Raw genomic sequence first — 22,567 nt, 5'->3', positions numbered from 1 at the left:
GGAGCCCGAGAGCTCCGCAGACCGCGCCGCCGCGTTCGTGTACTTCTTACTCAGCGCTGACCTCGTCGGAGGTGGCGACCTGATCGTCGGCCGGCGCGGCGGCTGCCGCGTCGTCCTCGACCGGGACGAGGCTGATCTTGCCGCGGTTGTCGATGTCGGCGATCTCCACGCGGAGCTTCGATCCGACGCTGACGACGTCCTCGACCTTGTTGATGCGCTTGCCGCTGCCCAGCTTGGAGATGTGCACCAGGCCGTCACGACCGGGGAGCAGCGAGACGAACGCGCCGAATGCCGTGGTCTTGACGACGGTTCCGAGGAACCGCTCGCCGACCTTGGGCAGCTGCGGGTTCGCGATGGCGTTGATCATGTCGATCGCAGCCTGTGCGGACGGGCCGTCCGCAGCACCGACGTAGACGGTGCCGTCATCCTCGATCGAGATGTTGGCGCCGGTCTGCTCGGTGATCGAGTTGATCATCTTGCCCTTGGGCCCGATGACCTCGCCGATCTTGTCCACGGGGACCTTGATCGCGGTGACACGCGGTGCGTACGGGCTCATCTCGTCCGGCGCGTCGATGGCCTCGGCCATGACGTCGAGGATCGTGACGCGCGCGTCCTTGGCCTGCGACAGCGCACCGGCCAGAACCTGCGACGGGATGCCGTCGAGCTTCGTGTCCAGCTGCAGGGCGGTGACGAACTCGCGGGTGCCGGCGACCTTGAAGTCCATGTCGCCGAACGCGTCCTCCGCACCGAGAATGTCGGTGAGGGCGACGTAGCGGGTCTCACCGTCGACCTGGTCGGAGACCAGACCCATGGCGATGCCGGCGACCGGTGCCTTCAGCGGCACACCGGCGTTGAGCATGCCCAGCGTCGACGCACAGACCGAGCCCATCGACGTGGATCCGTTGGAGCTGAGCGCCTCCGAGACCTGACGGATGGCGTAGGGGAACTCCTCCTGGCTGGGGAGCACGGGGAGCAGCGCGCGCTCCGCGAGGGCTCCGTGGCCGATCTCGCGACGCTTCGGCGATCCGACGCGTCCGGTCTCGCCGGTGGAGTACGGCGGGAAGTTGTAGTGGTGCATGTAGCGCTTGCTGGTCTCGGGTCCGAGCGAGTCGATCTGCTGGGCCATCTTGACCATGTCGAGGGTGGTGACGCCCAGGATCTGGGTCTCGCCACGCTCGAACAACGCGCTGCCGTGGGCGCGCGGGATGACGGCGACCTCGGCGGAGAGCTCACGGATGTCCGTGATGCCGCGGCCGTCGATGCGGAACTGGTCCCGCAGGATGCGCTGACGCACGAGCTTCTTGGTCAGCGAGCGGAACGCTGCGCCGATCTCCTTCTCGCGGCCCTCGAACCGGTCGCCCACGCTGGTGAGGATCTGATTCTTGACCTCGTCGAGCTTGCTCTCGCGCTCGGTCTTGCCGGCGATGGTGAGTGCCTCGTTGAGCGGGATCTGAGCCGCACCCTCGACAGCCTCGAACACGTCGGACTGGTACGCGGGGAAGAGCGGGAAGTCGCCGGTGGGCTTGGCGGCCGCCGTGGCGAGCTGCTTCTGCGCCTCGCACAGCGATGCGATGAACGGCTTCGCTGCTTCGAGGCCCTCGGCCACGATGGCCTCGGTGGGCGCCTGCGCGCCGTCCTCGACGAGGGCGATGACCTTCTCGGTCGCCTCGGCCTCGACCATCATGATCGCGACGTCGGCGTCCGCACCGGTGCCCGAGACGACGCGGCCGGCGACGACCATGTTGAACACGGCCTTCTCGAGCTGCTCGTTGGTGGGGAACGCTACCCACTGCTTGTCGATCAGGGCGACACGGACGCCGCCGATGGGGCCGGAGAACGGCAGGCCCGCGAGCTGGGTGGACGCCGACGCGGCGTTGATGGCCACGACGTCGTACAGGTCCTTCGGATCGAGGCTCATCACGGTGATGACGACCTGGATCTCGTTGCGCAGTCCGTCGACGAACGTCGGACGCAGCGGCCGGTCGATCAGGCGACAGGTCAGGATGGCGTCGGTGCTGGGGCGTCCCTCACGACGGAAGAACGATCCGGGGATGCGGCCGGCGGCGTACATCCGCTCCTCGACGTCCACCGTCAGCGGGAAGAAGTCGAAGTGGTCCTTGGGGTGCTTCGAGGCGCTGGTGGCCGAGAGCAGCATGGTCTCGTCGTCCAGGTATGCGACGACGGCGCCGGCGGCCTGCTTGGCCAGCCGGCCGGTCTCGAAGCGGATGGTGCGGGTGCCGTACGACCCGTTGTCGATGACGGCGGTGGTCTCGAACACGCCCTCGTCGACCTCGGTGGCCGCTGCGGTGTTCGTGGTGGTCTCTGACATGGAAGTCTTCTCGTCCTCTCGTCTTCGCCGTGCCCACCCGGGCGCGCACTCGAACCCGGTGGTCCGGTGCGGCGTCCCCGAGTCGACGTGCGAGCGGAGGCGGCCCACGATCGAAGTCCCCCGGGCCGGGTCGCGCTCCGCGCGTCCGGAAACCGAGAGACCACTACCGAAGACCGACACCGCGACGTGTGTCGGGGACGAACGGCTGATGGTGCTCACCGCCGAGTCGGCGGCCTACCTGTGGTGCTGTGCACTCCCGGAGAGGGAGTACTGCTGTGACACTACCGGTCCACGACGAACGGCCGACGAGGAACAGCCGTGGGCTGCCTCGCCGGCGCGATCGTGTGAACCATGACGGAAATTATCGACGCAGTCCCAGACGCTCGATGAGCGAGCGGTACCGCGCGACGTCGACCTTCTGCACGTACTTGAGCAGACGACGACGACGACCCACGAGCAGCAGCAGGCCGCGACGTGAGTGGTGATCGTGCTTGTGCACCTTGAGATGCTCGGTGAGATCCTGGATGCGCTTGGTGAGCATCGCCACCTGGGCTTCCGGCGATCCGGTGTCCGTCTCGTGGACGCCGTACTCGCCGAGGATCTGCTTCTTCTGTTCGGTGGTCAAAGCCACAGTGAAACTCCTGATGCAGTGCCGTCCGCGCGTGGATGGTGCCGCACCCGAGGGCGCGGTGTTGCAGCCGCCGCGGACCGCAGCGAACAACAGTCGACCATCCTACCTCAGTGGCCGAGGTCCGAACGACACCTCTTCATTCAGGCGTCCAGGGCGGCGAGGATGTCGCGGGCACGGTCGACGTCGAGATCCATCTGCGCGATCAGCTCGTCCACCGAGGCGAAGGCCTCCATGCCGCGCAGACGCTCGACGAAGTCCACCGCGACGTGCTGCCCGTAGAGATCGGCGTCGCCGTCCAGGACGAACGCCTCCACCGTGCGGGTGCGCCCCGAGAACGTGGGATTGGTCCCCACCGACACCGCTGCGCGACAACGCTTTCCGGGAGTCACGGTACCCATGATCGGTCCGGGTCCGAGCACCGTGAACCACGACGCGTACACCCCGTCCGCCGGGATGGCGGCGTGCATGGGCGGCTTGACGTTGGCCGTGGGGTAGCCGATGGTGCGGCCACGGCCGTCACCGTGCACCACCACGCCCTCGACTCGGTGGGGTCGACCGAGCGCGTCGGCGACGGCCGCGACGTCACCGGCGTCGACGCAGGCGCGAATGTAGGTGGAGGAGAACGTGACCGACTCCTCGGCCAGCAGAGTGACACCGTCGACCGCGAACCCGAACCGCGTACCGGCGGACCGGAGCAGATCGACGTTGCCGGCGGCCTTCTTGCCGAACGTGAAGTTCTCCCCCACCACGACCTCGGCGGCGTGCAGCCGCTCGACGAGGATGTCGTGGATGTAGCGATCGGGGGTGAGCTTCATGAACTCCGGCGTGAAAGGCATGACGCAGAAGACGTCGATGCCCAGTTCCTCGGCCAGTTCGGCACGCCGGGTGAGGGTGGTCAGCTGGGCCGGGTGACTGCCTGGACGCACCACTTCCATCGGATGCGGATCGAAGGTCATGAGCACACTCGGCACTCCGCGTGCCGCCGCCGATGTCACGGCGCGGTCGATCAATTGGGCGTGGCCGCGGTGTACGCCGTCGAACACGCCGATCGTCAGAACACATCTGCCCCAGTCGGCCGGGACATCGTCGAGACCTCGCCATCTCTCCACGACCAGGAGCCTACGGGCCGACGATCGACCGGTCACGTCCGGCGCACCGACGGCTAAGCTGTCGGCGTGCCAGCCCCTGCCCTCTCCACCGTCGCGCAGGACTACCTCAAGGTCATCTGGACCGCGAGCGAGTACTCCGACGAGCCGGTGAGCACCAAGATGCTCGCCTCCCGGATGTGCGTCTCGCCGTCCACGGTTTCCGAGGCGGTACGCAAACTCGCCGATCAGGGCCTCGTCGACCACGCCCGCTACGGGTCCATCACGCTCACCGAGGCCGGGCGGCGCGCCGCCATCGGCATGGTCCGCAGGCATCGGCTCATCGAGACCTGGCTGGTCGAGGAGATGGGCTACGGCTGGGACGAGGTGCACGACGAGGCCGAGGTGCTCGAACACGCGGTGTCGGACCTGCTCGTCGAGCGCATCGACGCCAAGCTCGGTCGGCCGTCACGCGACCCGCACGGAGATCCCATCCCCACCATCGACGGCACCATTCCCGCACCGCCGGCGGTACCGCTCAGCGATTTCGTCGCGGGCCAGAAGGGCCACGTCACCCGCATCTCCGACTCGGATCCGGACATGTTGCGGTACTTCGATTCCATCGGCATCACCCTCGACCTGTCGATCACGATGGTCGAGCGCCGCGACTTCGCCGGGACCGTGGCCGTGCAGGTGGCCGACACGGTACTCGACCTGGGTCATGTTGCCGCCGAGGCGATCTGGATGACCACGGACTGACGCCGGACCGCCCCGACGAACTCAGGGGCGCAGCGTGGCCGGCCGCACGACCATCACGGTGCCGGCCCGCTTGCCGCGTTCCTGCACCAGGGCGATGGTGTGGCCGTTCTCGTCCAGTGCCGCGTAGATGCCGGGCATCCCGATCGGGTCGAGCCAGCGTCCCTGGCTCAACGATTCGGCCTCGTCCGACGTGACCGTCCGGTGCGGGAACGCCGTGCGAGCGGCAGCGTCGATGTCGAGGCTCACGTGCGGGTCGTCCCGCACCTCGTCGAGAGTGCGGGCGTGCTCCAACGTGAACGGTCCGACCCGGGTGCGCCGCAACGCGGTCAGGTGGCCGCCGACGCCCAGGGACGCACCCAGGTCTCGGGCGAGCGCCCGCACGTAGGTCCCGGACGTGCACTCGACGTGGACGTCCAGATCGATCACGTCGCTCCCCCGACGACGCTCCAGGACGTCGAAGCGGGAGACGGTGACCGTGCGCGGTTCGAGCACGACGTCCTCGCCCTCCCGAACGAGAGCGTGGGCGCGCTTGCCGTCCACCTTGATGGCGCTGACACTCGACGGGACCTGACTGATCTTCCCGGTCAGCGCGGCGACGGCCTCGTCGATCCCGGAGTCCGTCACCGCACTCGTGTCCGCCGTCGACACCGTCTCGCCCTCGGCGTCGTCGGTGGTGGTGGCGGCTCCGAGGCGGACGGTCGCGGTGTACTCCTTGGTGGTCAGCGACAGCAGACCCAGCATCTTGGTCGCTCGCTCGACACCGAGCACCAGCACCCCCGTCGCCATGGGATCGAGAGTGCCGGCGTGCCCGATGCGGCGCGTCTTCAAGGCCTTGCGACAGGCGGAGACGACGTCGTGGCTGGTGACTCCGCCACTCTTGTCCACCACCAGAAGTCCGGCGCCGTCGAGTCCTGTGGGGGGTTTGGGGTGAGCTGGCACGAGGGAGAAGTCTGTCAGAAGATCGCGGGAAGGCCGGAGGCCGGCCGTCAGAAGACCGTGATCGCAGTGACGACGAGGCCGTCGGAGACGGCCCAGCGTCCGTCGAGGGAGGTGAGCGGTGCGCCGCTGGTGGTGTCGCCGGGGACCAGCAGCCGGGAGCGGAAGGTACCGGTGACGGTCGAGCGTCCCGCCGAGTCGGCATCGCGCTCGAAGGTGATGTGCGCGTCCTCGAATCCGAGCCACCGCCCGGTCAGCGGGTACCAGGCCTTGTACGTCGCCTCCTTCGCGCAGAACAGCAATTTGTCCCACTGCACCTCGTCGTCGGTGCGGGTGGCCAGGACCTCACGCTCGGCCTCGATGCTCACGGCTTTCAGCACGCCGTCCGGCAGCGGTTCGTGCGGTTCCGCGTCGATGCCCACCGAGCGGACCTGCAACGCGTAGCCCACGGCGGCGGCGCGATAGCCGTCGCAGTGCGTGAGCGAGCCGACGACGCCGCCCGGCCACACCGGCGATCCCATCTCGCCGCGCAGGATCGGACCGGGCTCGAGTCCGAGCCGGCCCATCGCGAGTCGGGCGCAGTGCCGCGCCGAGGTGAACTCGCGCTTGCGCTTGTCGACGGCCTTCTCCACGAGATGCGCCTCGCGGGGGTGCGGGGTGAGACCGGGCGGATCCTCGAACAGCTCCTCGGCGACGACGCCGCGCGCGAGCAGCCCGCCGAGCAGGGAGGTCTCTCGTGCCGTCGTCACAGTCGCTTCTCCGCTCGCATCTTCTCCACTTCCGCTTCCATCTCCGGCGTGACCGTGAAGTGGCCGCCGAACTTGTTCAACGATCCCGGCGGGTACTCGGGGACCGGAAGGATCTGTCGCAGCACCTGATCCGGGAGTCCGCGGCGTTTCCACTCGCGCGGGTAGCCCACCGACACCTCCTCGAACCGCACGCCGTCGTAGTACGTCGTCCGTGGGATGTGGAGGTGGCCGTAGACCGCACACAGGGCGTTGTAGCGGGTGTGCCAGTCCTTGGTCGCCGTGGTTCCGCACCAGAGGGCGAACTCGGGATAGAACAGCACCTCGGTGGGCTGCCGCACCAGCGGCCAGTGGTTGATCAGCACCGTCGGGATCGAGGTGTCCACCTCGGCCAACCGCTTCTCGGTGATCGCCAGCCGCGCCGCGCACCACGCGTCGAGGGACGCGTAGGGCGTCGGGGTGATGAGGAACTCGTCGGTGGCCACCACGTTGCGGCTGCGCGCCAGCGCCAGACCGTCGAGCTTGTTCGTGGTGCCCGCAGGCAGGAAAGAGTAGTCGTACAACACGAACATCGGCACCAGCGTGACGGGGCCCACATATCCCGACCGGCCTCCGGCCTGCCCGACCTCCCCCTCCCACACGGGGAACGGGTCCTCGGGCGTCAGCACACCCAGTTCCCGGCACATCGTGACCAGGTAGTCGTAGCGCGCCTCACCGTGCATCTGTACCGGGTCCTTGACCGTGGTCCACAGCTCGTGGTTTCCCGGCACCCAGATCACGGTGTCGAACTTCGACTTCAGCTCGGCGAGCGCCCAGCGAATGTCGTCCGTCTTCTCCGACACGTCTCCGGCGACGATCAGCCAGTCCTCGGGGCTCTCCGGTTCGATGGCCTCGGTGACGGGCCGGTTGCCCTTGTGACCGACGTGGATGTCGCTGACGGCCCACAACTTGGCTGGCACACTCACGACCCTTCTGCGGTTGATGTTCGGCTCCCGACGGTATCGGTCCCCGTTCTGATCCAGGCGCCCGACGCGGTCCGCCAGACCACGGAGACCGCTCTCAGGCTGACGAACACCATCAGGCCCACCCAGATTCCCGGCAACCCCCAGTCGAGGATCGCCGCGAGCCAGATCAGCGGCAGGAATCCGACGACGGCGCTCGCGAGAGTTGCGTTCCGCAGGAAGGCGGCATCCCCGGCCCCGAGCAGCACACCGTCGAGGGCGAACACGACGCCGGCGACGGGGATCAGCGCGACGAACAACCACCAGATGCCGTCGATGCTCGTCAGGGTCGACGAGTCGGACGTGAAGAGCGGCGGGATCACCGTGTGGGTGGCGGCGAACAGTCCGGCGAGCACCACGGCGAAACCGACGGACCACGCGGTCACCCGCGAGGCGAGCATCGACGCGGCGCGGCCACGGCCCGCCCCCAACGCGGCGCCGACCAGGGACTGTGCGGCGATGGCCAACGAGTCCAGCATCAACGCGACGAGATTCCACAACTGCAGAACCACCTGATGGGCCCCGACCGCACCGGCACCGAAGCGGGACGCCACGGTCACCGCGGACAGGAAGCAGGCCTGGAAGGCGAACGAGCGGAGCACGAGGTCCCGGCCGAGGACGAGCTGGCGGCGGATGATCGCGAGATCCGGCCGGAGCGAGCGGGTCCGCGGCCCGCGCATCAGGGCGGAGACGAACAGCGTCGCTGCGACGGCCTGGCCGATGACGTTGGCCACGGCGGATCCGACGAGGCCGAGGGCCGGAACGCCGATCAGACCGTGCACGAGGACGGGGCACAGCACGGCCGACAGTGCGAGCCCCGCCACCACGTACCGCAACGGCCGCACGGTGTCCTGCACGCCGCGCATCCACCCGTTCCCGGCGAGCGTGACGAGGATCAACGGGGTGCCGAGCACGCCGACTCGGAGCCACGTGGTGGCCTCGGCGGTGATGTCTCCCCCGCCGCCCAGCACCGACAGGATCGGGTTCGCGAAGAGCTGGACAACCAGGATCAGCAGGAGGCCCAGCACCACTGCGAGCCACGTGGCCTGGACGCCCTCGTTGCGGGCGTCGTCGTCCCGGCCCGCACCGTGCAGCCGGGCCGCGCGCGCGGTCGTCCCGTAGGAGAGGAACGTCAGCTGCGTACTCACCTGGGCGAGAACGAGGCCACCGACGGCCAGACCCGCGAGTGGGAGCGCACCGAGTCGACCCACCACCGCGGAGTCGAAGAGCAGGTACAGCGGCTCGGCCACCAGGACGCCGAGTGCGGGGAACGCGAGGCCGAACAGGGTGCGAGCGGACACCCGCCCGTCCACGGCGGAGCGATCGGTCACCCGAGCGCGGCGACCAGGGCGTCGACGTCGTCCTCGATCGGGCCCGTCGCGGTGTAGCCGGCGGAGAACTTGTGGCCGCCCCCACCCAGCGCGGACGCCACGACGGAGACGTCGACACTGCTCTTCGCGCGCAACGACACAGCCCAGCCCGCCTCGTTCTGCTTGAACACGGCGGCCACCTCGGCCTCCGCGGTGGTGCGCACGATGTCCACGACGCTCTCGATCTCCTCGGGACGCAGTCCGCGAGAGTCCTCGAGCCGCACGATCGCGTAGACGAGCCCACGCGAGCCGGCCGCGTCCGGCACCAGGCGCGCCGAGCCCAGGACGGCGCCCAGCATCGGCAGCCAGGCGAAGGGGTGGGTGTCGAGCAGGCGACGCGAGATGGCGGCGCCGTCGATCCCGGTCGCGAGAAGTCGCTCGGCCAGCAGGTGGGAGCCCGGCCGGACCCAGCGGAACGATCCGGTGTCGGTCACGAGGCCGGCGAACAGGCAGTGCGCGAGGTCCCGGTCGATCTCGACGCCCCACTCGTCGAACAGCACGGCGACCACCGCGGTGGTGGACTCCGCACTCGCATCGATCACGTGATGCGTGCCGTAGAAGGTGTTGGACCGGTGATGGTCGACGACCAGGGACACGGCGCCGTCCAACCGGTCACCCAGTGACCCGAGCCTGCCTCGACTGCCGGCGTCCACGGTGACCACCAGGTCCGCGTCCGTCGGGACCTCGGCGGGCGGCACCAGGAACTCCGCTCCCGGCAGACCGATCATCGACTCGGGCAACGAGGCGGGCGCCGCGAACGACACGGTCGGCCGCGCGCCGCGTCGCGAGAGCGCGACGGCCAGGGCGAGCGCACTGCCGATGGTGTCGGCGTCGGGTTGCACGTGGCACAGCAGAGTCACCGTCCGGGCGTCCTCGAGAAGACGGACGGCTTTCTGCATGTCTGCGCGCAGCGTGTCGGTCACCGGGGTCTCAGAGCTCGTCGGTGTCGCTTCGAGGCACCTTGTACGGATCCGGATCACCGGCGGGCTGCGCCCCCGCAGCGGCCTGAGCCACCTTGTCGTCGATCTGGCGGGCACGCTCGAGCAGTTCCTCCATGTGGCGCGCGGTGTCGGGCACCGTGTCCGCACGGAAGGTCAGCGTCGGGGTGAAGCGCACGCCGGTACCGGCACCGACCTTGGTGCGCAGAGCGCCCTTGGCCTTCTCCAGACCCAGAGCGGCAGCCTGGAAATCGGGCTCGGCGTCGAGCGTCTCGCCGCGCACGGTGTAATAGACGGTGGCGTCGTGCAGGTCCGGGGTCACCTTGGTGTCGGTGACCGTCACGAACGACAGCCGCGGATCCTTGATCTCGTGATCGATGGCCGTCGCGACGATCGCACCGATGCGCTTGGCCAGTTTACGAGCGCGGGCTTGGTCCACCACGATGCGTCTCCTTCGTCCATCAGTCCTCTGGCCCGAACACTCGGCGCCGAACTGCGAGTAGTTGTAGTTCCGGCCTCTCGGCCACGTGTCGCTCGCACGAGTCGAGTACCTCGTGCAGGTGGGCGACGTCCCCGGTGGCGATGGCGACACCCACCATCGAACGACGGTAACGCTCCTGTTCCCCGGTCTCGGCGGCCGACACACCGAAGCGCTGCAGGGCAGCGACGACGGGCTTGATCACCGAACGTTTCTCCTTCAGCGAATGTACGTCGCCGAGCAGGATGTCGAGTTCGAGAGCACCGAGAAACACGAGCACCTCATCGATAGCAGGGTCGGACACCGTCTTCGACGAACGGGTGTGGCCCGCGGACATGCCGCGGGCCACACCCGTACGTTCTCGTCGATCAGTCGCGCGGCTTCTCCCGAAGCTCGTACGCCTCCACGACGTCTCCGACCTTGATGTCGGAGTACGTCACCGTCAGACCACACTCGTAGCCCTCGCGGACCTCGGTGGCGTCCTCCTTCTCGCGCCGGAGCGACGAGATGGTGACGAGCTCGGCGACCACGTTGTTGTCACGCAGCAGTCGAGCCTTCGCGTTGCGGCGCACCAGACCCGAGGTGACGAGGCAACCGGCGATGTTTCCGACCTTCGAGGAACGGAACAGCGCGCGGATCTCGGCCTGGCCCAGCGTGACCTCTTCGTAGACCGGCTTGAGCAGACCCTTGAGCGCCTTCTCGATCTCGTCGATCGCCTGGTAGATCACCGAGTAGTACCGGATGTCCACGCCCTCGCGGTTCGCCAGCTCCGTCGCCTTGCCCTCGGCACGGACGTTGAAGCCGATGATGATCGCGTTGGACGCCGACGCCAGGTTGACGTTGGTCTCGGTGACACCACCCACGCCGCGGTCGATGACGCGCAGTTCGACCTCGTCGTCGATCGCGATACCGACGAGCGCCTCCTCCAAGGCCTCCACGGTGCCGGAGTTGTCGCCCTTCAGGATCAGGTTGAGCTGCGACGTCTCCTTCAGTGCGGCATCGAGATCGTCGAGGCTGATCCGCTTGCGCGACTTCGCTGCCAGCGCGTTGCGCTTGCGAGCGTTGCGGCGGTCCGCGATCTGACGGGCGATCCGGTCCTCGTCGACGACGAGCAGGTTGTCACCGGCACCCGGCACCGACGTGAAGCCGATGACCTGGACGGGACGCGACGGGAGCGCCTCGATGACGTCCTCGCCGTGCTCGTCGACCATGCGACGGACGCGGCCGTAGGCATCGCCGGCGACGATCGAGTCACCGACACGCAGGGTTCCGCGAGCGATGAGCACGGTGGCCACCGGTCCGCGACCACGGTCGAGATGTGCCTCGATGGCGACACCCTGTGCGTCCATGTCCGGGTTGGCGCGCAGATCGAGCGCCGCGTCGGCCGTCAACAGCACTGCCTCGAGAAGGGCATCGATGTTGGTGCCCTGCTTGGCCGAGATGTCGACGAACATCGTGTCGCCGCCGTACTCCTCGGCGATGAGGCCGTACTCGGTCAGCTGCTGCCGGATCTTGTCCGGGTTCGCGCCTTCCTTGTCGATCTTGTTGACCGCGACCACGATCGGCACGTCTGCTGCCTGGGCGTGGTTGATCGCCTCCACCGTCTGCGGCATGACGCCGTCGTCGGCCGCGACCACGAGGATCGCGAGGTCGGTGGCCTTGGCACCACGGGCACGCATGGCCGTGAAGGCCTCGTGACCGGGGGTGTCGATGAAGGTGACCAGACGCTCGTTGCCCTCGAGCTCGGTGAGGACCTGGTAGGCACCGATGTGCTGCGTGATGCCACCGGCCTCGCCCTCACGCACGGTGGCGTTACGGATCGAATCCAGCAGTCGCGTCTTGCCGTGGTCGACGTGACCCATGACGGTGACCACGGGGGGACGCTGCTCGAGCTCGTCCTCGCCGCCCTCGTCCTCGCCGTAGGTGAGGTCGAACGAGTTCAGCAGTTCGCGGTCCTCGTCCTCCGGGCTCACGACCTGGACGACGTAGTTCATCTCGCCGCCGAGCAGTTCGAGCGTCTCGTCGTTGACCGACTGAGTCGCCGTCACCATCTCGCCGAGGTTGAACAGCGCCTGCACGAGTGCAGCCGGGTTCGCGTCGATCTTGTCCGCGAAGTCGGACAGCGATGCGCCGCGAGCGAGACGGATCGTCTCACCGTTGCCACGGGGCAACCGCACGCCACCGACTGCGGGAGCCTGCATGGATTCGTACTCGGCGCGCTTCGCCCGCTTCGACTTGCGGCCACGACGGACTGCGCCGCCGGGACGACCGAACGCGCCTGCCGCGGCACCGCGCTGGCCGGGACGGCCACCGCCACCGGGACGACCACGGAAGCCGCCACCGGCAGGTGCGCCGGCACCGGGAGCGCCGGGTGCACCGCCGCCGCCACCGCGGTAACCGCCGCCGCCACCGGCACCGCCGGGACGACCGCCCGGTGCGCCGCCGGGACGACCCGGACGACCGCCGGCTGCGGGAGCCGGACGAGCCGAGCGGCTCGGCATGGCACCCGGGTTCGGGCGGGGAGGCATGGAGCCGGGATTGGGACGGGGTCCGCCGGGGCGAGGTCCACCCTGACCTGCGGGGGGACGACCTGCTCCACCCTGAGCGGGTGCGCCGCCGGCCGGACGAGGTCCACCCTGGCCCGGAGCCGGACGCGGGGCGCCGGGTCGAGGACCGGCCTGTCCCGGAGCGGGACGCGGCGCGGGGCGCTCGACGGGTGCGGACGAGTAGGGATTGTTGCCGACGCGCGGTGCCTTCGGTCCCGGCTTGGGGCCGGGAGCAGCGGGCGCTGTGGGCGCCGACGCTGCCGGTGCCTCGGGGGCGGGTGCCGCCGGAGCAGCCGGTGCCGCGGGAGCGGCAGGTGCCGCGGGTGTCGGAGCCGGGGCAGCGGGTGCCGGGGCGGCGGGAGCCGACGGGGCCGGAGCCTGCGCGGCGGGCGCCTCGGGTGCTGCTGCGGCCGGTGCCTCGGGGGCCGCCGGAGCCGGCTTCGGACCGGGGCGGGGGCCGCCCGGCTTCGGGCCTGCGCCGTTTCCGGACGGACGGGCGCCGGTCGACGGTGCCGCGTCGCCGGACGCGGACGGGTACGACTCACGGAGACGTCGCGCGACCGGTGCTTCCACGGTCGACGACGCCGACTTCACGAACTCGCCCTGCTCTTTCAGCCGAGCGAGTAGATCCTTGCTGGTGACACCGAGTTCTTTAGCCAACTCGTGCACGCGGGCCTTGCCTGCCACTGCTCTCCTCACTGAGAGGTCGAGCGCGGCTCCTATGGCAGGCGCCCGCACGACCTCGGGTTATCTCGAAACGATGTTCATCGTCGGTGCTTCACGGTGTGCTCATGAATTCGTGTACCTGTTCTCCTCGTGGCGCGGCGAGGTGCCGCGACCGTTCGGCCGGTCGATCGGGTGTGGTCCACACCGTCACGGTGCGAACTCTCGGGCAAGCGCGGACAGGTCCAGCGGACCGGTCACGCGCAAGGCACGCCCGAAAGCTCGACGTCGCTCCGCCTGCTGCAGACAAGTCGCGTCGGGATGCAACCATGCACCCCGGCCGGGCAGTCTGCGGCGATGATCGACCACGGCACCGACCGTGCCGGTGTCGGAGACGCCGGCGACGATCCGCACCAAGGCGGAAGGCGACTCGCGCTGTCTGCATCCTACGCACGTACGCACCGGTCCAGCTGGTGCGGACGCGGTGTCGTCGGACAACGCGTGTCGAGCCGTGTCACAGTCTAACGCGGATTCGGTCCGGTTCGGAACGTCGCCCGCTCGCGCGCGCCGACTCAGTGATCGTCCTCGGTCGGCGCGGCGTCGCTCCGGATGTCGATACGCCACCCGGTCAGGCGCGCGGCGAGCCGCGCGTTCTGACCTTCCTTGCCGATCGCGAGCGACAACTGGTAGTCGGGCACCACCACACGCGCGGCGCGGGCAGCCGCGTCGACGACCGTGACAGAGACAACCTTCGACGGTGACAACGCATTCCCGACGAACACGGCGGGATCGTCGTCGTAGTCGATGATGTCGATCTTCTCGCCGGCCAGCTCGCTCATGACGTTGCGGACACGCTGGCCCATAGGACCGATGCACGCGCCCTTGGCGTTCAGGCCGGACACCGACGTCCGCACGGCGATCTTCGACCGGTGTCCCGCCTCGCGGGCCACCGACACGATCTCCACGGACTCGTCCGCGATCTCCGGCACCTCGAGCGCGAACACCTTGCGGACCAGGTTGGGGTGCGTCCGGGACAGGGTGACCTGCGGGCCGCGATTGCCGCGGGTGACACCCACGACATAGCACTTGATGCGGTCGCCGTGCTCGTACGTCTCACCGGGCACCTGCTCCGCCGGCGGGATGGTCGCGTCCACGCCCTCGGAGTCGCTACCGATCCGCACCACGACCGTGCCGCGTGCGTTCAGCCGTGCGTCGGCCTGGATGACACCGCCGACGATCTCGCCCTCGTGCGTCGAGTACTCACCGAACGACTTCTCGTTCTCGGCGTCCCGGAGTCGCTGCAGGATGACCTGACGCGCGGTGGTCGCGGCGATGCGACCGAACCCCTCGGGGGTGTCGTCCCACTCGGAGACGAAGTTCCCGTTCTCGTCGGTCTCGCGTGCCATGACGCGGACCTCGCCACTCTTGCGATTCACGTCGATGTAGGCGTCGGACCGGTGACCGGCCGTGTGCTTGTACGCGGTGAGCAGCGCACTCTGCAGCGTCTCGATCACCGCGTCGATGGTGATGCCCTTCTCCGCCTCGATCGCGCGGAGGGCAGTCATGTCGATGTTCACGTCGTTATCGGCTTTCGTCGTCTGTGTCGTCGTCTTCGTCACCGGAGACGGGCTCCTCCGGCGGGTTCAGCGGATCGAAGCGTCCGGGCGTGACGCCGCCCGCCATCTCGAGCTCCGCAGGATTGGGCTTCTTGAACTCCACCTGCACGGTGGCCGACGTGACCGCGTCGAGCGGCACGGTGCGCAGCGTCGGACCGGTGCGCGAGCGGAGAACGAGATCCAGTTCGGTCGTACCGCCCTCCGAGGTCCTGAGCTCCCCGACGCGGGCGTCGATCGTCTCGTCCCCGAGCACGACGGTGACCATCCGGCCGCGAGCACGACGCCAGTGGCGAGGCTCGGTCAGGGGTCGGTCGACACCGGGCGTGGTCACCTCGAGGTTGTACGCGGTATCCCCGAATTCGGTTGCCGCGTCCAGGATGTCGGAGATCTCGTGGCTCAGCCGAGCGAGCGCGTCGAGCTCGAATCCGGAATCCCGGTCGACGATCACCTTGACGACGCTGTGAGCACCGGCCTTCGACACGGTGACGTCCTCGAGATCGAGATCGCCGTCGGTGAACCCCGGGCCCGCCACGTGTGCGGAGAGGAGTGCGACGACCCTCTCCCTGGATGGAACCGGCATCGCTCGACCACTCCTCGCTGAAGTTGTACAGCTCGCCACCGGCGAACTGGGAAGGGACCACGATACCGCGACCGGGGCGCGTCTCCCGACACGCTGCGTCGTCGCGCCGAGAGTGCTCGTGTCCGGCGCGGGGACGGTGTCCGTGTCTGGCACGATGACCGGGTGCCACCGACAGTTCCGCACCGACCGGTCTTCCTGCACGGCCGCAGTCTCCCGACGCTCTCGCGGCGCACGATGTTGCGCGGTGCGGGAGCAGCGGTAGCGGGCACGACGATCCTCGCCTCGACGGTCGCGTGCTCGGACGGTGCGCAGGACGACGAGGCGGCGCAACCCGATCCGCTCGCGGCCCATGCCGCCCGGGCCCGCCGCGACGCGGCCGCCGCGACGGCGGCGATCGCGCAGAACCCGGCGGCGGTCGACACTCTCACCGTGATCGCCGATCAGCGGACCGCCCACGCCGACGCGCTCGACACCGAGATCGCACGTCTCACTCCCCCGCCCACGGTGTCGGAGACCGCCGCTGCGGCGACCGGCACTGCCGAGCCGGTGTCGGCTCCGGCACTCACCGACTTGTCCGCGGCGCTGTCGGACGCGGGCCGCAGCGCAGCCGACGACGCGCGTGCGCTGTCCGGTTACCGAGCGGGCCTGCTCGGGTCGATCAGTGCCGCGTGCACGCTGGCGTCCGCGGCGGTGGCCGGATGAGTGATCTCGGCCCGGAGCAGCAGGCCCTCGTGGACGCACTGAACGTGGAGTTCGCCGCCGTCTTCGCCTATGGCGTCATCGCGGCGTTCTCGAACCCCACCCGCGATCCGATGGTCGCGCAGTACGCCGCCGACCACCGAGCGCGGCGCGACGGCACCATCGACGCCCTGACCGCGGCCAGCGTCACCGCACCGGAGCCCGCGGCCGGGTACACGGTGCCGTTCCCGGTGACCGACGCGGTGGCGGCGGCACGGCTCGCGGCGCAGGTCGAGGACGACGCCGCAGTCGCCTGGCGGTCGGTCGTCGAACGGGCCCAGTCCGGGCACACCCGCGACATCGGCATCGTCGCCCTCACGGACTCAGCTCGGCGCGCCTCGGCGTGGAAGGCGATTCTCGGCATCTTCCCGTCGACGGTGGCCTTTCCCGGCACTCCGGCGACCTGACCCCTCCGCCGGTCGGGACCTCGACTCAGGGTTGATCGGTCACGGCGGCGACGATCACCGCAGTGCCCGCGGTCCACGACGCCGCGGCGAGCCGTGGGTGACCGTCGACCATGTCCTGCACCGCCGTCCACGTCGCCCCGTCGGCATCACCGGTGACCACCACGGCGGTCCCGGGTCGACCGAGCACCAGCGCCCACTCGAGGTACTGCACGGCCTCGGCCGCACCGGCCCGCGAGACGTCGGCGGACACCACACCGAAGGTCGTGTCGTCGTCCGTGCGGAGCTGCGGCAACGATCCGGCGGGATCGCCGGCGACGATTTCCACCCGGCCTCGTGCCGCCTCCGTGTCGGCCCGGACGGCCGCGACGCTCTCGTCCGCGGCGAGCACCACGACGGATCCGCGCTCACCGACCGCGTCGGCCGCGAGAGCGGCCGAGCGTCCGTGTGTCGGCGCGATCAGCAGGACTCGGCGAGCGTCGACGAGCCGGGTCAGGACTGCGGGGAGAGACTCGCTCGACGACGAGGTGCTCACACGGGTCGCCCGACCGCGCGCAGGACCTCCCGGCCCGCCGACTCGGCCGGAACGTCGCGAGCCTCACCGGTGAAGCGATCCTTCAGCTCGACGGTTCCGTCCGCCCAGCCGCGACCGAGGACGACGACGAGCGGCACACCGATCAGCTCGGAGTCCTTGAACTTCACACCGGGAGACACCTTGGGACGGTCGTCCAGGACGACCTCGAGTCCGTGCGCGTCGAGTTCGACGGCGAGCGCCTCGGCACCCTCGCGCGCGCCCACGTCCTTGTTGGCGATGACGATGTGCACGTCGGCGGGTGCGACGGACGCGGGCCACCGCAGACCCTTGTCGTCGTGCATCTGCTCGGCGATGACAGCCACCAGGCGGGACACGCCGACGCCGTACGAGCCCTGGAGCAGGCGGGTGGGCTTGCCGTTCTCGCCGAGGACGTCGACCGCGAAGGCGTCGGTGTACTTGGTACCGAGCTGGAAGATGTGGCCGATCTCGATGCCGCGAGCGGACACCAGTGCGCCGCGGCCGTCCGGAGAGGGATCACCGTCGCGCACCTCGGCGGCCTCGATGGTGCCGTCCGCGACGAAATCGCGGCCCGCGACCAGATCGACGACGTGCTTGCCCTTCTCGTTCGCGCCGGTGATCCACGCCGTACCGTCGACGACGCGAGGGTCGACGAGGTAACGCACGCCGTTGTCCTGCAAGGCCTTCGGTCCGATGTACCCCTTGACGAGGAACGGATTGGCGGCGAAGTCCGCGTCGCCCAGCATGACGAACTCGGCGGGGGCGAGGGAGGCCTCGAGGCGCTTCTCGTCCACGTCACGATCACCGGGAACGCCGATGGCGAGCAGTTCCCACTCACCGCCGGGGATGCGTGTCTTCAGCAGCACGTTCTTGAGCGTCTCCGCCGCGGTGACCGTGCGGCCGAGATCGGCACCGTTCGCCCAGTCGACGAGCGTCGCGATGGTCGGGGTGTCGCCGGTCTCGTGCACCGTCGGTTGCGGCAGGCCCTCGAGGGGGATCGACGGCGGAGCCGGCGTCGTGACGGCCTCGACGTTCGCGGCGTACCCGGACTCGACACACCGCACGTAGGTGTCCTCGCCGACGACCGATTCCGCGAGGAACTCCTCGGACGCGCTCCCGCCCATCGCACCGGACGTGGCCGCGACGATGACGTAGCTGACACCGAGGCGCTCGAAGATCCGCTGGTACGCCTCGCGGTGGGCCTCGTAAGAGGTCTTCAGACCCGCCTCGTCGAGATCGAACGAGTACGAGTCCTTCATGACGAACTCACGGCCGCGCAGGATGCCGGCCCGCGGACGCTCCTCGTCGCGGTACTTGGTCTGGATCTGGTACAGCGTGACCGGCAGGTCCTTGTAGGAGCTGTACTCCCCCTTGACCGTCAGCGCGAAGAGCTCCTCGTGCGTCGGCCCGAGCAGCATGTCGACGCCCTTGCGATCCTTGAGCCGGAACAGCCCGTCGCCGTACTCGGTCCAGCGGTTGGTCACCTCGTACGGTTCGCGCGGCAACAGCGCCGGCAGCGAGATCTCCTGGCCACCGATCGCGTTCATCTCCTCGCGCACCACCTGCTCGACGCGGCGCAGCACCCGGAGCCCGAGCGGCAGCCACGAGTACACACCGGGAGCGATGCGGCGGACGTAGCCGGCGCGCACCAGGAGCTTGTGGCTCGGTACCTCGGCATCGGCGGGATCGTCGCGGAGCGTGCGCAGGAACAGGTGGGACAGACGGGTGATCACAGGCGCACAGCCTAGTCCGTGGGTGTGTCGGTACCGTTCCTGCCGTGCTCGTTCTTCTGCCACCGTCCGAAACCAAGTCCGCGGGCGGCCGCGGTGATCCGCTCGATCTCGACCGGCTGTGGCTTCCGCAGCTCACCGACGTCCGATCGACGCTGGTGAACGCTCTCGTGTCCCTCGCCGACGATCCCGCGGCCTCCCGCACGGCCCTGGGACTCTCGCCGAAGCAGGACGACGAGATCGAGCGCAATGCGGCCCTGACGGTCTCGGCGACGAGACCGGCTCTCGAGCGCTACACCGGAGTGTTGTTCGACGCGTTGGACGCGGCATCGTTCACCCGCGCGCAGAAGGCCAGGGCTCGGCAGCGCCTCGCGATCGGGTCCGCCCTCTTCGGTGCGGTGCGAGCGGACGATCCGGTTCCGGCGTACCGGCTCTCGGGCGGGTCCGCACTGCCCGGGCTCCCCACGCTCCGCGCCCTGTGGAAGCCGGTGCTGCCCGCGGCGGTCACCGCCGCGGCCGACGGTCTCGTCGTCGATCTGCGCTCGGGAATCTACCGCGACCTGGGCCCCATACCCGGCGCGGTCACCGCCACCGTGCTCACCGAGCAACCGGACGGATCCCGCACCGTCGTCAGCCATTTCAACAAGCATCACAAGGGACTGCTGGCGCGGGCGCTGACCGTCACCCGCGCGGAACCCACGAGCGCACGGGCCGTCGCCGCGGTCGCCGTCCGTGCAGGACTCCGAGCCGAGGTCGCATCGCCGACCGAGGTGATCGTGCTGACCGAATGAACCCGGTCCCGGAACTGCTGCAGCGCGGCGCCGATGCCGCCGTCGGTCGCACCGCCTCGCAACGCGTGGTGGACGACGTCGCGGACCAGTTGGTCGCCTGCACCGACGCGGATCCCCTCGCTCAGGGGTCCGTCACGCTCCTGTCCACGATCACGGCGCTGTACGAGGAGGGGTGGCAACCGCTCGACCTGCTGCACGTCGTCCGCCGCCACTGCACCGCCGAGGTCACCGGACTCGCCGCGGCGGCCCTCCTGCACGAGGCCGAGCTCTCCGACGCCACCGCGCGCGCGCCCGAGAGCTGGGTGCGCCAGGTCGAGGCGATCCGGGCGCTGCGCCCGGACGTCGAGTCGCCTGTCGACGCGTCTCCGAGTCTGCTCGCCGCGCGTCTGCGCCTCGGCGGTGCGTCCGACTACATCGCCGTCAGTGACCAGTGGATCGCCGTGCTCACGCTGCTCGGGCGGTGGCAGAGCCTGCCCCGACTCACCCGGATCGGTGCGCTGCCGTCGCAGTGGCCGTCGGCCCGGACCGCACGCCTGCTGCCGCCCGACACCGTCGTCGGGTCCGGCATGCTCGGACGCATCAGGGGGCTTCTCGCCAAGGCGGACTCGACCGAGTTCGAGGAGGAGGCCGATGCGTTCACCGCGAAGGCGCAGGAACTGATGACGAAGTACTCTGTCGACACCCTCGTGCTCGCCGAGGGCCGGACCGACGTCGTGAGCAGGCGTGTGCACGTCGACAATCCGCACGCGGATGCGCGTGCACAGTTGCTGCACGTGGTGGCGACGGTCAACCGCACCCGGGTGGTCTGGGACACCGATCACGCCCTCGCGACGGTGGTGGGTGCACCCGTCGACGTGGAGCAGACCGAGATGCTCTTCACCTCCCTCTCGGTGCAGGCGGCGCGCGCTCTGGCTCGCGCTCCCCGACCGGCTCGGCGGAAGAAGGCGGCATCCGGGTTCGACACCGCGTTCCTGTGGGCCTACGCCGTGCGGCTGGGTGAACGCCTCGCCGAGTCGGACGCGCTGGCCCTCGAGGAGGCGAGTCGACGGTCCGGCGATCTGCTGCCGATGCTGGCGACGCAGACGGTGACCGTCGAGGCCGAGGTCGAGCGACTGTTCCCGGCCACCCGGTCGGTCCGTGGACCCCGGCTGGACCTCGCGGGATGGGAGTCCGGGCGGGCGGCGGCGAACGAGGCGGACCTGCCCGCCGACCGTCAGCGGTGAACCGCGTCCTGGGCTGCCTTGGCCTGGGCGACGTCGGCCGCGCTGTAGCGGATGAACAACGCCGAGACGGCGGCGACCGCAGCGAGAACGGCGCAGCCGAGAAGAGCGAACGTGTAGCCCTCTCCCAACGCGACGATCTCCGGCCGGGTCATGTCGACGGCCGAGCCCGTCCGACCGCCCAGTGAGAGCGTCTTCGACGCCGCCATCGCGCTGACCACAGCGAGGCCGAGTGGGCCACCCAGGTTCTGCGCGACGAGCGAGATGGCGGTGAGGGGCCCGATGTTCTTCTGGTCGACGTTGGCGATCGCGCAGAGCGGGAGGGCGATGACCGCCAGTCCGACGCCGAAACCGATGCCGCCGATGGGGAGGAACAGGTTCTTCCAGTACGTCGACTCCACCGTGATGGTCGACGCGAAGATCAGGTACCCGACGGTGAGGACCGCGCCGGTCGCGATGATCCAGCGCGGTGCGACCCGCGGCGCCAGCCACGACGACGCGACGGCGGCGAGCGCCATGCCGCCACCGAACGGGATGAACGAGATGCCGGCGCGCAGCGGGCTGTAGTCCAACACGTCCTGGACGAACACCGCGACGATCACGGTCATCGCGAACAGGGCGCCGCCGGAGAAGAAGATGGCGACGAAGGTGGCGACTCGGTCCCGGTCGCGGAAGAGTTCGGAGGGCAGCAGTGGGTTCCTGGCGCGCCGCTCGACGGTGAGGAACGCGAGCAGCAGGAACAGACCGACGACGATCGCGGTGAGGGTGACGACGTCCGTCCAGCCTCGTTCCGGACCCTCGACGATGCCGAACACGACACCGGTGGATCCGAGCGTCGCGAGGATCGCCCCCGGCACGTCGAGGGGTGCCCGTTCGCCGGCCGTCTCGGTGAGCGCGCGCCATCCCAGGGCCAGGATCGCGAGACCGATCGGCACGTTGATGAGGAAGATCCACCGCCACGAGACCTCGGTGAGCGCCCCGCCGATGATGAGACCTGAGAAGGAGCCGACACCGGTCATGGCCGCGTAGATGGCGATGGCCTGATTGCGGACGGGCCCCGGCGCGAACGTGGTGGCCACCAGTGCGAACGCCGTGGGCGACGCGACGGCGGCGCCGGCGCCCTGGATCACGCGGGCCAGCACCAGCATCGCCTCGTTCTGCGCGAGTCCGCAGGCCGCGGACGCCACCGTGAACAGCGCGACTCCGACGAGGAACATGCGCTTGCGTCCGAAGGCGTCGCCCATGCGCCCGCCGAGGAGCATGAGCCCGCCGAAGGCCAGTACGTACGACGAGACCACCCAGTTGCGACCGGCATCGCTGAGGCCGAGTTCGGCCTGCAGCGGAGCGAGCGCGAGGTTCACCACGGTGCCGTCGAGCACGGCCATCAACTGCATGCCGCTGAGCGCGATGATCGCGAGTCCGAAGGCCCGCTCGGTCACGGGATAGGTCATCG

General features: G+C 69.5%; 22 protein-coding genes. 5 read left to right on the top strand and 17 right to left on the bottom strand.

Annotated features, from left to right (window positions below):
- Window positions 1-46 precede the first annotated feature (46 nt).
- From BR07_RS0108550 to BR07_RS0108540, 3 genes are all read right to left on the bottom strand, one after another.
- Complete coding sequence (locus BR07_RS0108550; RefSeq protein WP_027505087.1) at window positions 47-2,329, bottom strand: polyribonucleotide nucleotidyltransferase; 2,283 nt, start codon at window positions 2,327-2,329, stop codon at window positions 47-49.
- Between the two features lie 361 nt (window positions 2,330-2,690).
- Window positions 2,691-2,960 (bottom strand): 30S ribosomal protein S15, encoded by a 270-nt coding sequence (gene rpsO, locus BR07_RS0108545; RefSeq protein ID WP_027505086.1) that lies wholly within the window; start codon window positions 2,958-2,960, stop codon window positions 2,691-2,693.
- A gap of 140 nt (window positions 2,961-3,100) precedes the next feature.
- The gene (locus BR07_RS0108540; protein ID WP_027505085.1) at window positions 3,101-4,069 is read right to left on the bottom strand and encodes a bifunctional riboflavin kinase/FAD synthetase; all 969 of its coding nucleotides are present in this window, start codon (window positions 4,067-4,069) and stop codon (window positions 3,101-3,103) included.
- 66 nt (window positions 4,070-4,135) lie between these two features.
- Between BR07_RS0108540 and BR07_RS0108535 the strand changes: the two genes are divergently transcribed.
- Window positions 4,136-4,804 (top strand): metal-dependent transcriptional regulator, encoded by a 669-nt coding sequence (locus tag BR07_RS0108535; RefSeq protein ID WP_027505084.1) that lies wholly within the window; start codon window positions 4,136-4,138, stop codon window positions 4,802-4,804.
- Window positions 4,805-4,825: 21 nt separating this feature from the next.
- On the opposite strand, the gene truB is transcribed toward BR07_RS0108535, so the two are convergent.
- From truB to rimP, 11 genes are all read right to left on the bottom strand, one after another.
- On the bottom strand, window positions 4,826-5,743 hold the full coding sequence (gene truB / locus BR07_RS0108530; protein ID WP_027505083.1) for a tRNA pseudouridine(55) synthase TruB: 918 nt from the start codon (window positions 5,741-5,743) through the stop codon (window positions 4,826-4,828).
- Window positions 5,744-5,790: 47 nt separating this feature from the next.
- Window positions 5,791-6,465, bottom strand: a complete 675-nt coding sequence (locus BR07_RS0108525; protein ID WP_027505082.1) for a 4'-phosphopantetheinyl transferase family protein — start codon at window positions 6,463-6,465, stop codon at window positions 5,791-5,793.
- Window positions 6,466-6,485: 20 nt separating this feature from the next.
- Window positions 6,486-7,445 (bottom strand): metallophosphoesterase family protein, encoded by a 960-nt coding sequence (locus BR07_RS0108520; RefSeq protein WP_027505081.1) that lies wholly within the window; start codon window positions 7,443-7,445, stop codon window positions 6,486-6,488.
- Window positions 7,446-7,447: 2 nt separating this feature from the next.
- Window positions 7,448-8,818 (bottom strand): MATE family efflux transporter, encoded by a 1,371-nt coding sequence (locus tag BR07_RS23870; protein WP_037185307.1) that lies wholly within the window; start codon window positions 8,816-8,818, stop codon window positions 7,448-7,450.
- A complete protein-coding gene (locus BR07_RS0108510; protein ID WP_051613254.1) occupies window positions 8,815-9,756 on the bottom strand; it encodes a DHH family phosphoesterase in 942 nt (313 codons plus the stop codon). Before BR07_RS0108510 ends, BR07_RS23870 begins: the two co-directional genes overlap by 4 nt.
- Window positions 9,757-9,787: 31 nt before the next feature.
- Window positions 9,788-10,237 (bottom strand): 30S ribosome-binding factor RbfA, encoded by a 450-nt coding sequence (rbfA, locus tag BR07_RS0108505; protein WP_027505079.1) that lies wholly within the window; start codon window positions 10,235-10,237, stop codon window positions 9,788-9,790.
- Window positions 10,238-10,256: 19 nt separating this feature from the next.
- Window positions 10,257-10,547, bottom strand: a complete 291-nt coding sequence (locus tag BR07_RS0108500) for a DUF503 domain-containing protein (protein ID WP_027505078.1) — start codon at window positions 10,545-10,547, stop codon at window positions 10,257-10,259.
- Window positions 10,548-10,641: 94 nt separating this feature from the next.
- The gene (gene infB, locus BR07_RS0108495; protein ID WP_027505077.1) at window positions 10,642-13,506 is read right to left on the bottom strand and encodes a translation initiation factor IF-2; all 2,865 of its coding nucleotides are present in this window, start codon (window positions 13,504-13,506) and stop codon (window positions 10,642-10,644) included.
- Between the two features lie 186 nt (window positions 13,507-13,692).
- Window positions 13,693-13,896 carry a YlxR family protein gene (locus BR07_RS0108490; RefSeq protein ID WP_373425284.1) on the bottom strand — a complete coding sequence of 68 codons (204 nt, stop codon included), beginning with the start codon at window positions 13,894-13,896 and terminating at the stop codon, window positions 13,693-13,695.
- Window positions 13,897-14,054: 158 nt separating this feature from the next.
- Window positions 14,055-15,059 carry a transcription termination factor NusA gene (gene nusA, locus BR07_RS0108485; RefSeq protein ID WP_027505075.1) on the bottom strand — a complete coding sequence of 335 codons (1,005 nt, stop codon included), beginning with the start codon at window positions 15,057-15,059 and terminating at the stop codon, window positions 14,055-14,057.
- Window positions 15,060-15,063: 4 nt separating this feature from the next.
- Window positions 15,064-15,678 (bottom strand): ribosome maturation factor RimP, encoded by a 615-nt coding sequence (rimP, locus tag BR07_RS0108480; RefSeq protein ID WP_027505074.1) that lies wholly within the window; start codon window positions 15,676-15,678, stop codon window positions 15,064-15,066.
- Between the two features lie 162 nt (window positions 15,679-15,840).
- Between rimP and BR07_RS0108475 the strand changes: the two genes are divergently transcribed.
- Together BR07_RS0108475 and BR07_RS0108470 are read left to right on the top strand one after the other, a co-directional pair.
- On the top strand, window positions 15,841-16,380 hold the full coding sequence (locus BR07_RS0108475; protein WP_231476265.1) for a hypothetical protein: 540 nt from the start codon (window positions 15,841-15,843) through the stop codon (window positions 16,378-16,380).
- Window positions 16,377-16,823: a ferritin-like domain-containing protein gene (locus BR07_RS0108470; RefSeq protein WP_027505072.1), complete on the top strand. Its 447-nt coding sequence runs from the start codon at window positions 16,377-16,379 to the stop codon at window positions 16,821-16,823. Before BR07_RS0108475 ends, BR07_RS0108470 begins: the two co-directional genes overlap by 4 nt.
- Window positions 16,824-16,848: 25 nt before the next feature.
- Here the strand turns inward: BR07_RS0108470 and BR07_RS23865 are convergent, their stop codons facing one another.
- Both BR07_RS23865 and BR07_RS0108460 read right to left on the bottom strand, forming a co-directional pair.
- Window positions 16,849-17,355, bottom strand: a complete 507-nt coding sequence (locus BR07_RS23865; protein ID WP_051613191.1) for a hypothetical protein — start codon at window positions 17,353-17,355, stop codon at window positions 16,849-16,851.
- Complete coding sequence (locus tag BR07_RS0108460) at window positions 17,352-19,106, bottom strand: proline--tRNA ligase (protein ID WP_027505071.1); 1,755 nt, start codon at window positions 19,104-19,106, stop codon at window positions 17,352-17,354. The genes BR07_RS23865 and BR07_RS0108460 overlap by 4 nt, the downstream gene beginning before the upstream one ends.
- 44 nt (window positions 19,107-19,150) lie before the next feature.
- Here BR07_RS0108460 and yaaA point away from each other — a divergent pair, with 44 nt between their 5' ends.
- Together yaaA and BR07_RS0108450 are read left to right on the top strand one after the other, a co-directional pair.
- Window positions 19,151-19,894 (top strand): peroxide stress protein YaaA, encoded by a 744-nt coding sequence (gene yaaA, locus BR07_RS0108455; RefSeq protein WP_027505070.1) that lies wholly within the window; start codon window positions 19,151-19,153, stop codon window positions 19,892-19,894.
- Window positions 19,891-21,117 (top strand): DUF2786 domain-containing protein, encoded by a 1,227-nt coding sequence (locus tag BR07_RS0108450; RefSeq protein WP_027505069.1) that lies wholly within the window; start codon window positions 19,891-19,893, stop codon window positions 21,115-21,117. Before yaaA ends, BR07_RS0108450 begins: the two co-directional genes overlap by 4 nt.
- On the opposite strand, the gene BR07_RS0108445 is transcribed toward BR07_RS0108450, so the two are convergent.
- On the bottom strand, window positions 21,108-22,565 hold the full coding sequence (locus tag BR07_RS0108445) for an MFS transporter (protein WP_027505068.1): 1,458 nt from the start codon (window positions 22,563-22,565) through the stop codon (window positions 21,108-21,110). The genes BR07_RS0108450 and BR07_RS0108445 overlap by 10 nt on opposite strands.
- Window positions 22,566-22,567 lie beyond the last annotated feature (2 nt).

It is taken from the genome of Rhodococcus sp. UNC23MFCrub1.1 (assembly GCF_000686025.1).
Lineage (GTDB): Bacteria > Actinomycetota > Actinomycetes > Mycobacteriales > Mycobacteriaceae > Rhodococcoides.
Note: the sequence above shows the minus strand (reverse complement) of the source record. Positions and strands in the feature narration are given on the sequence as shown.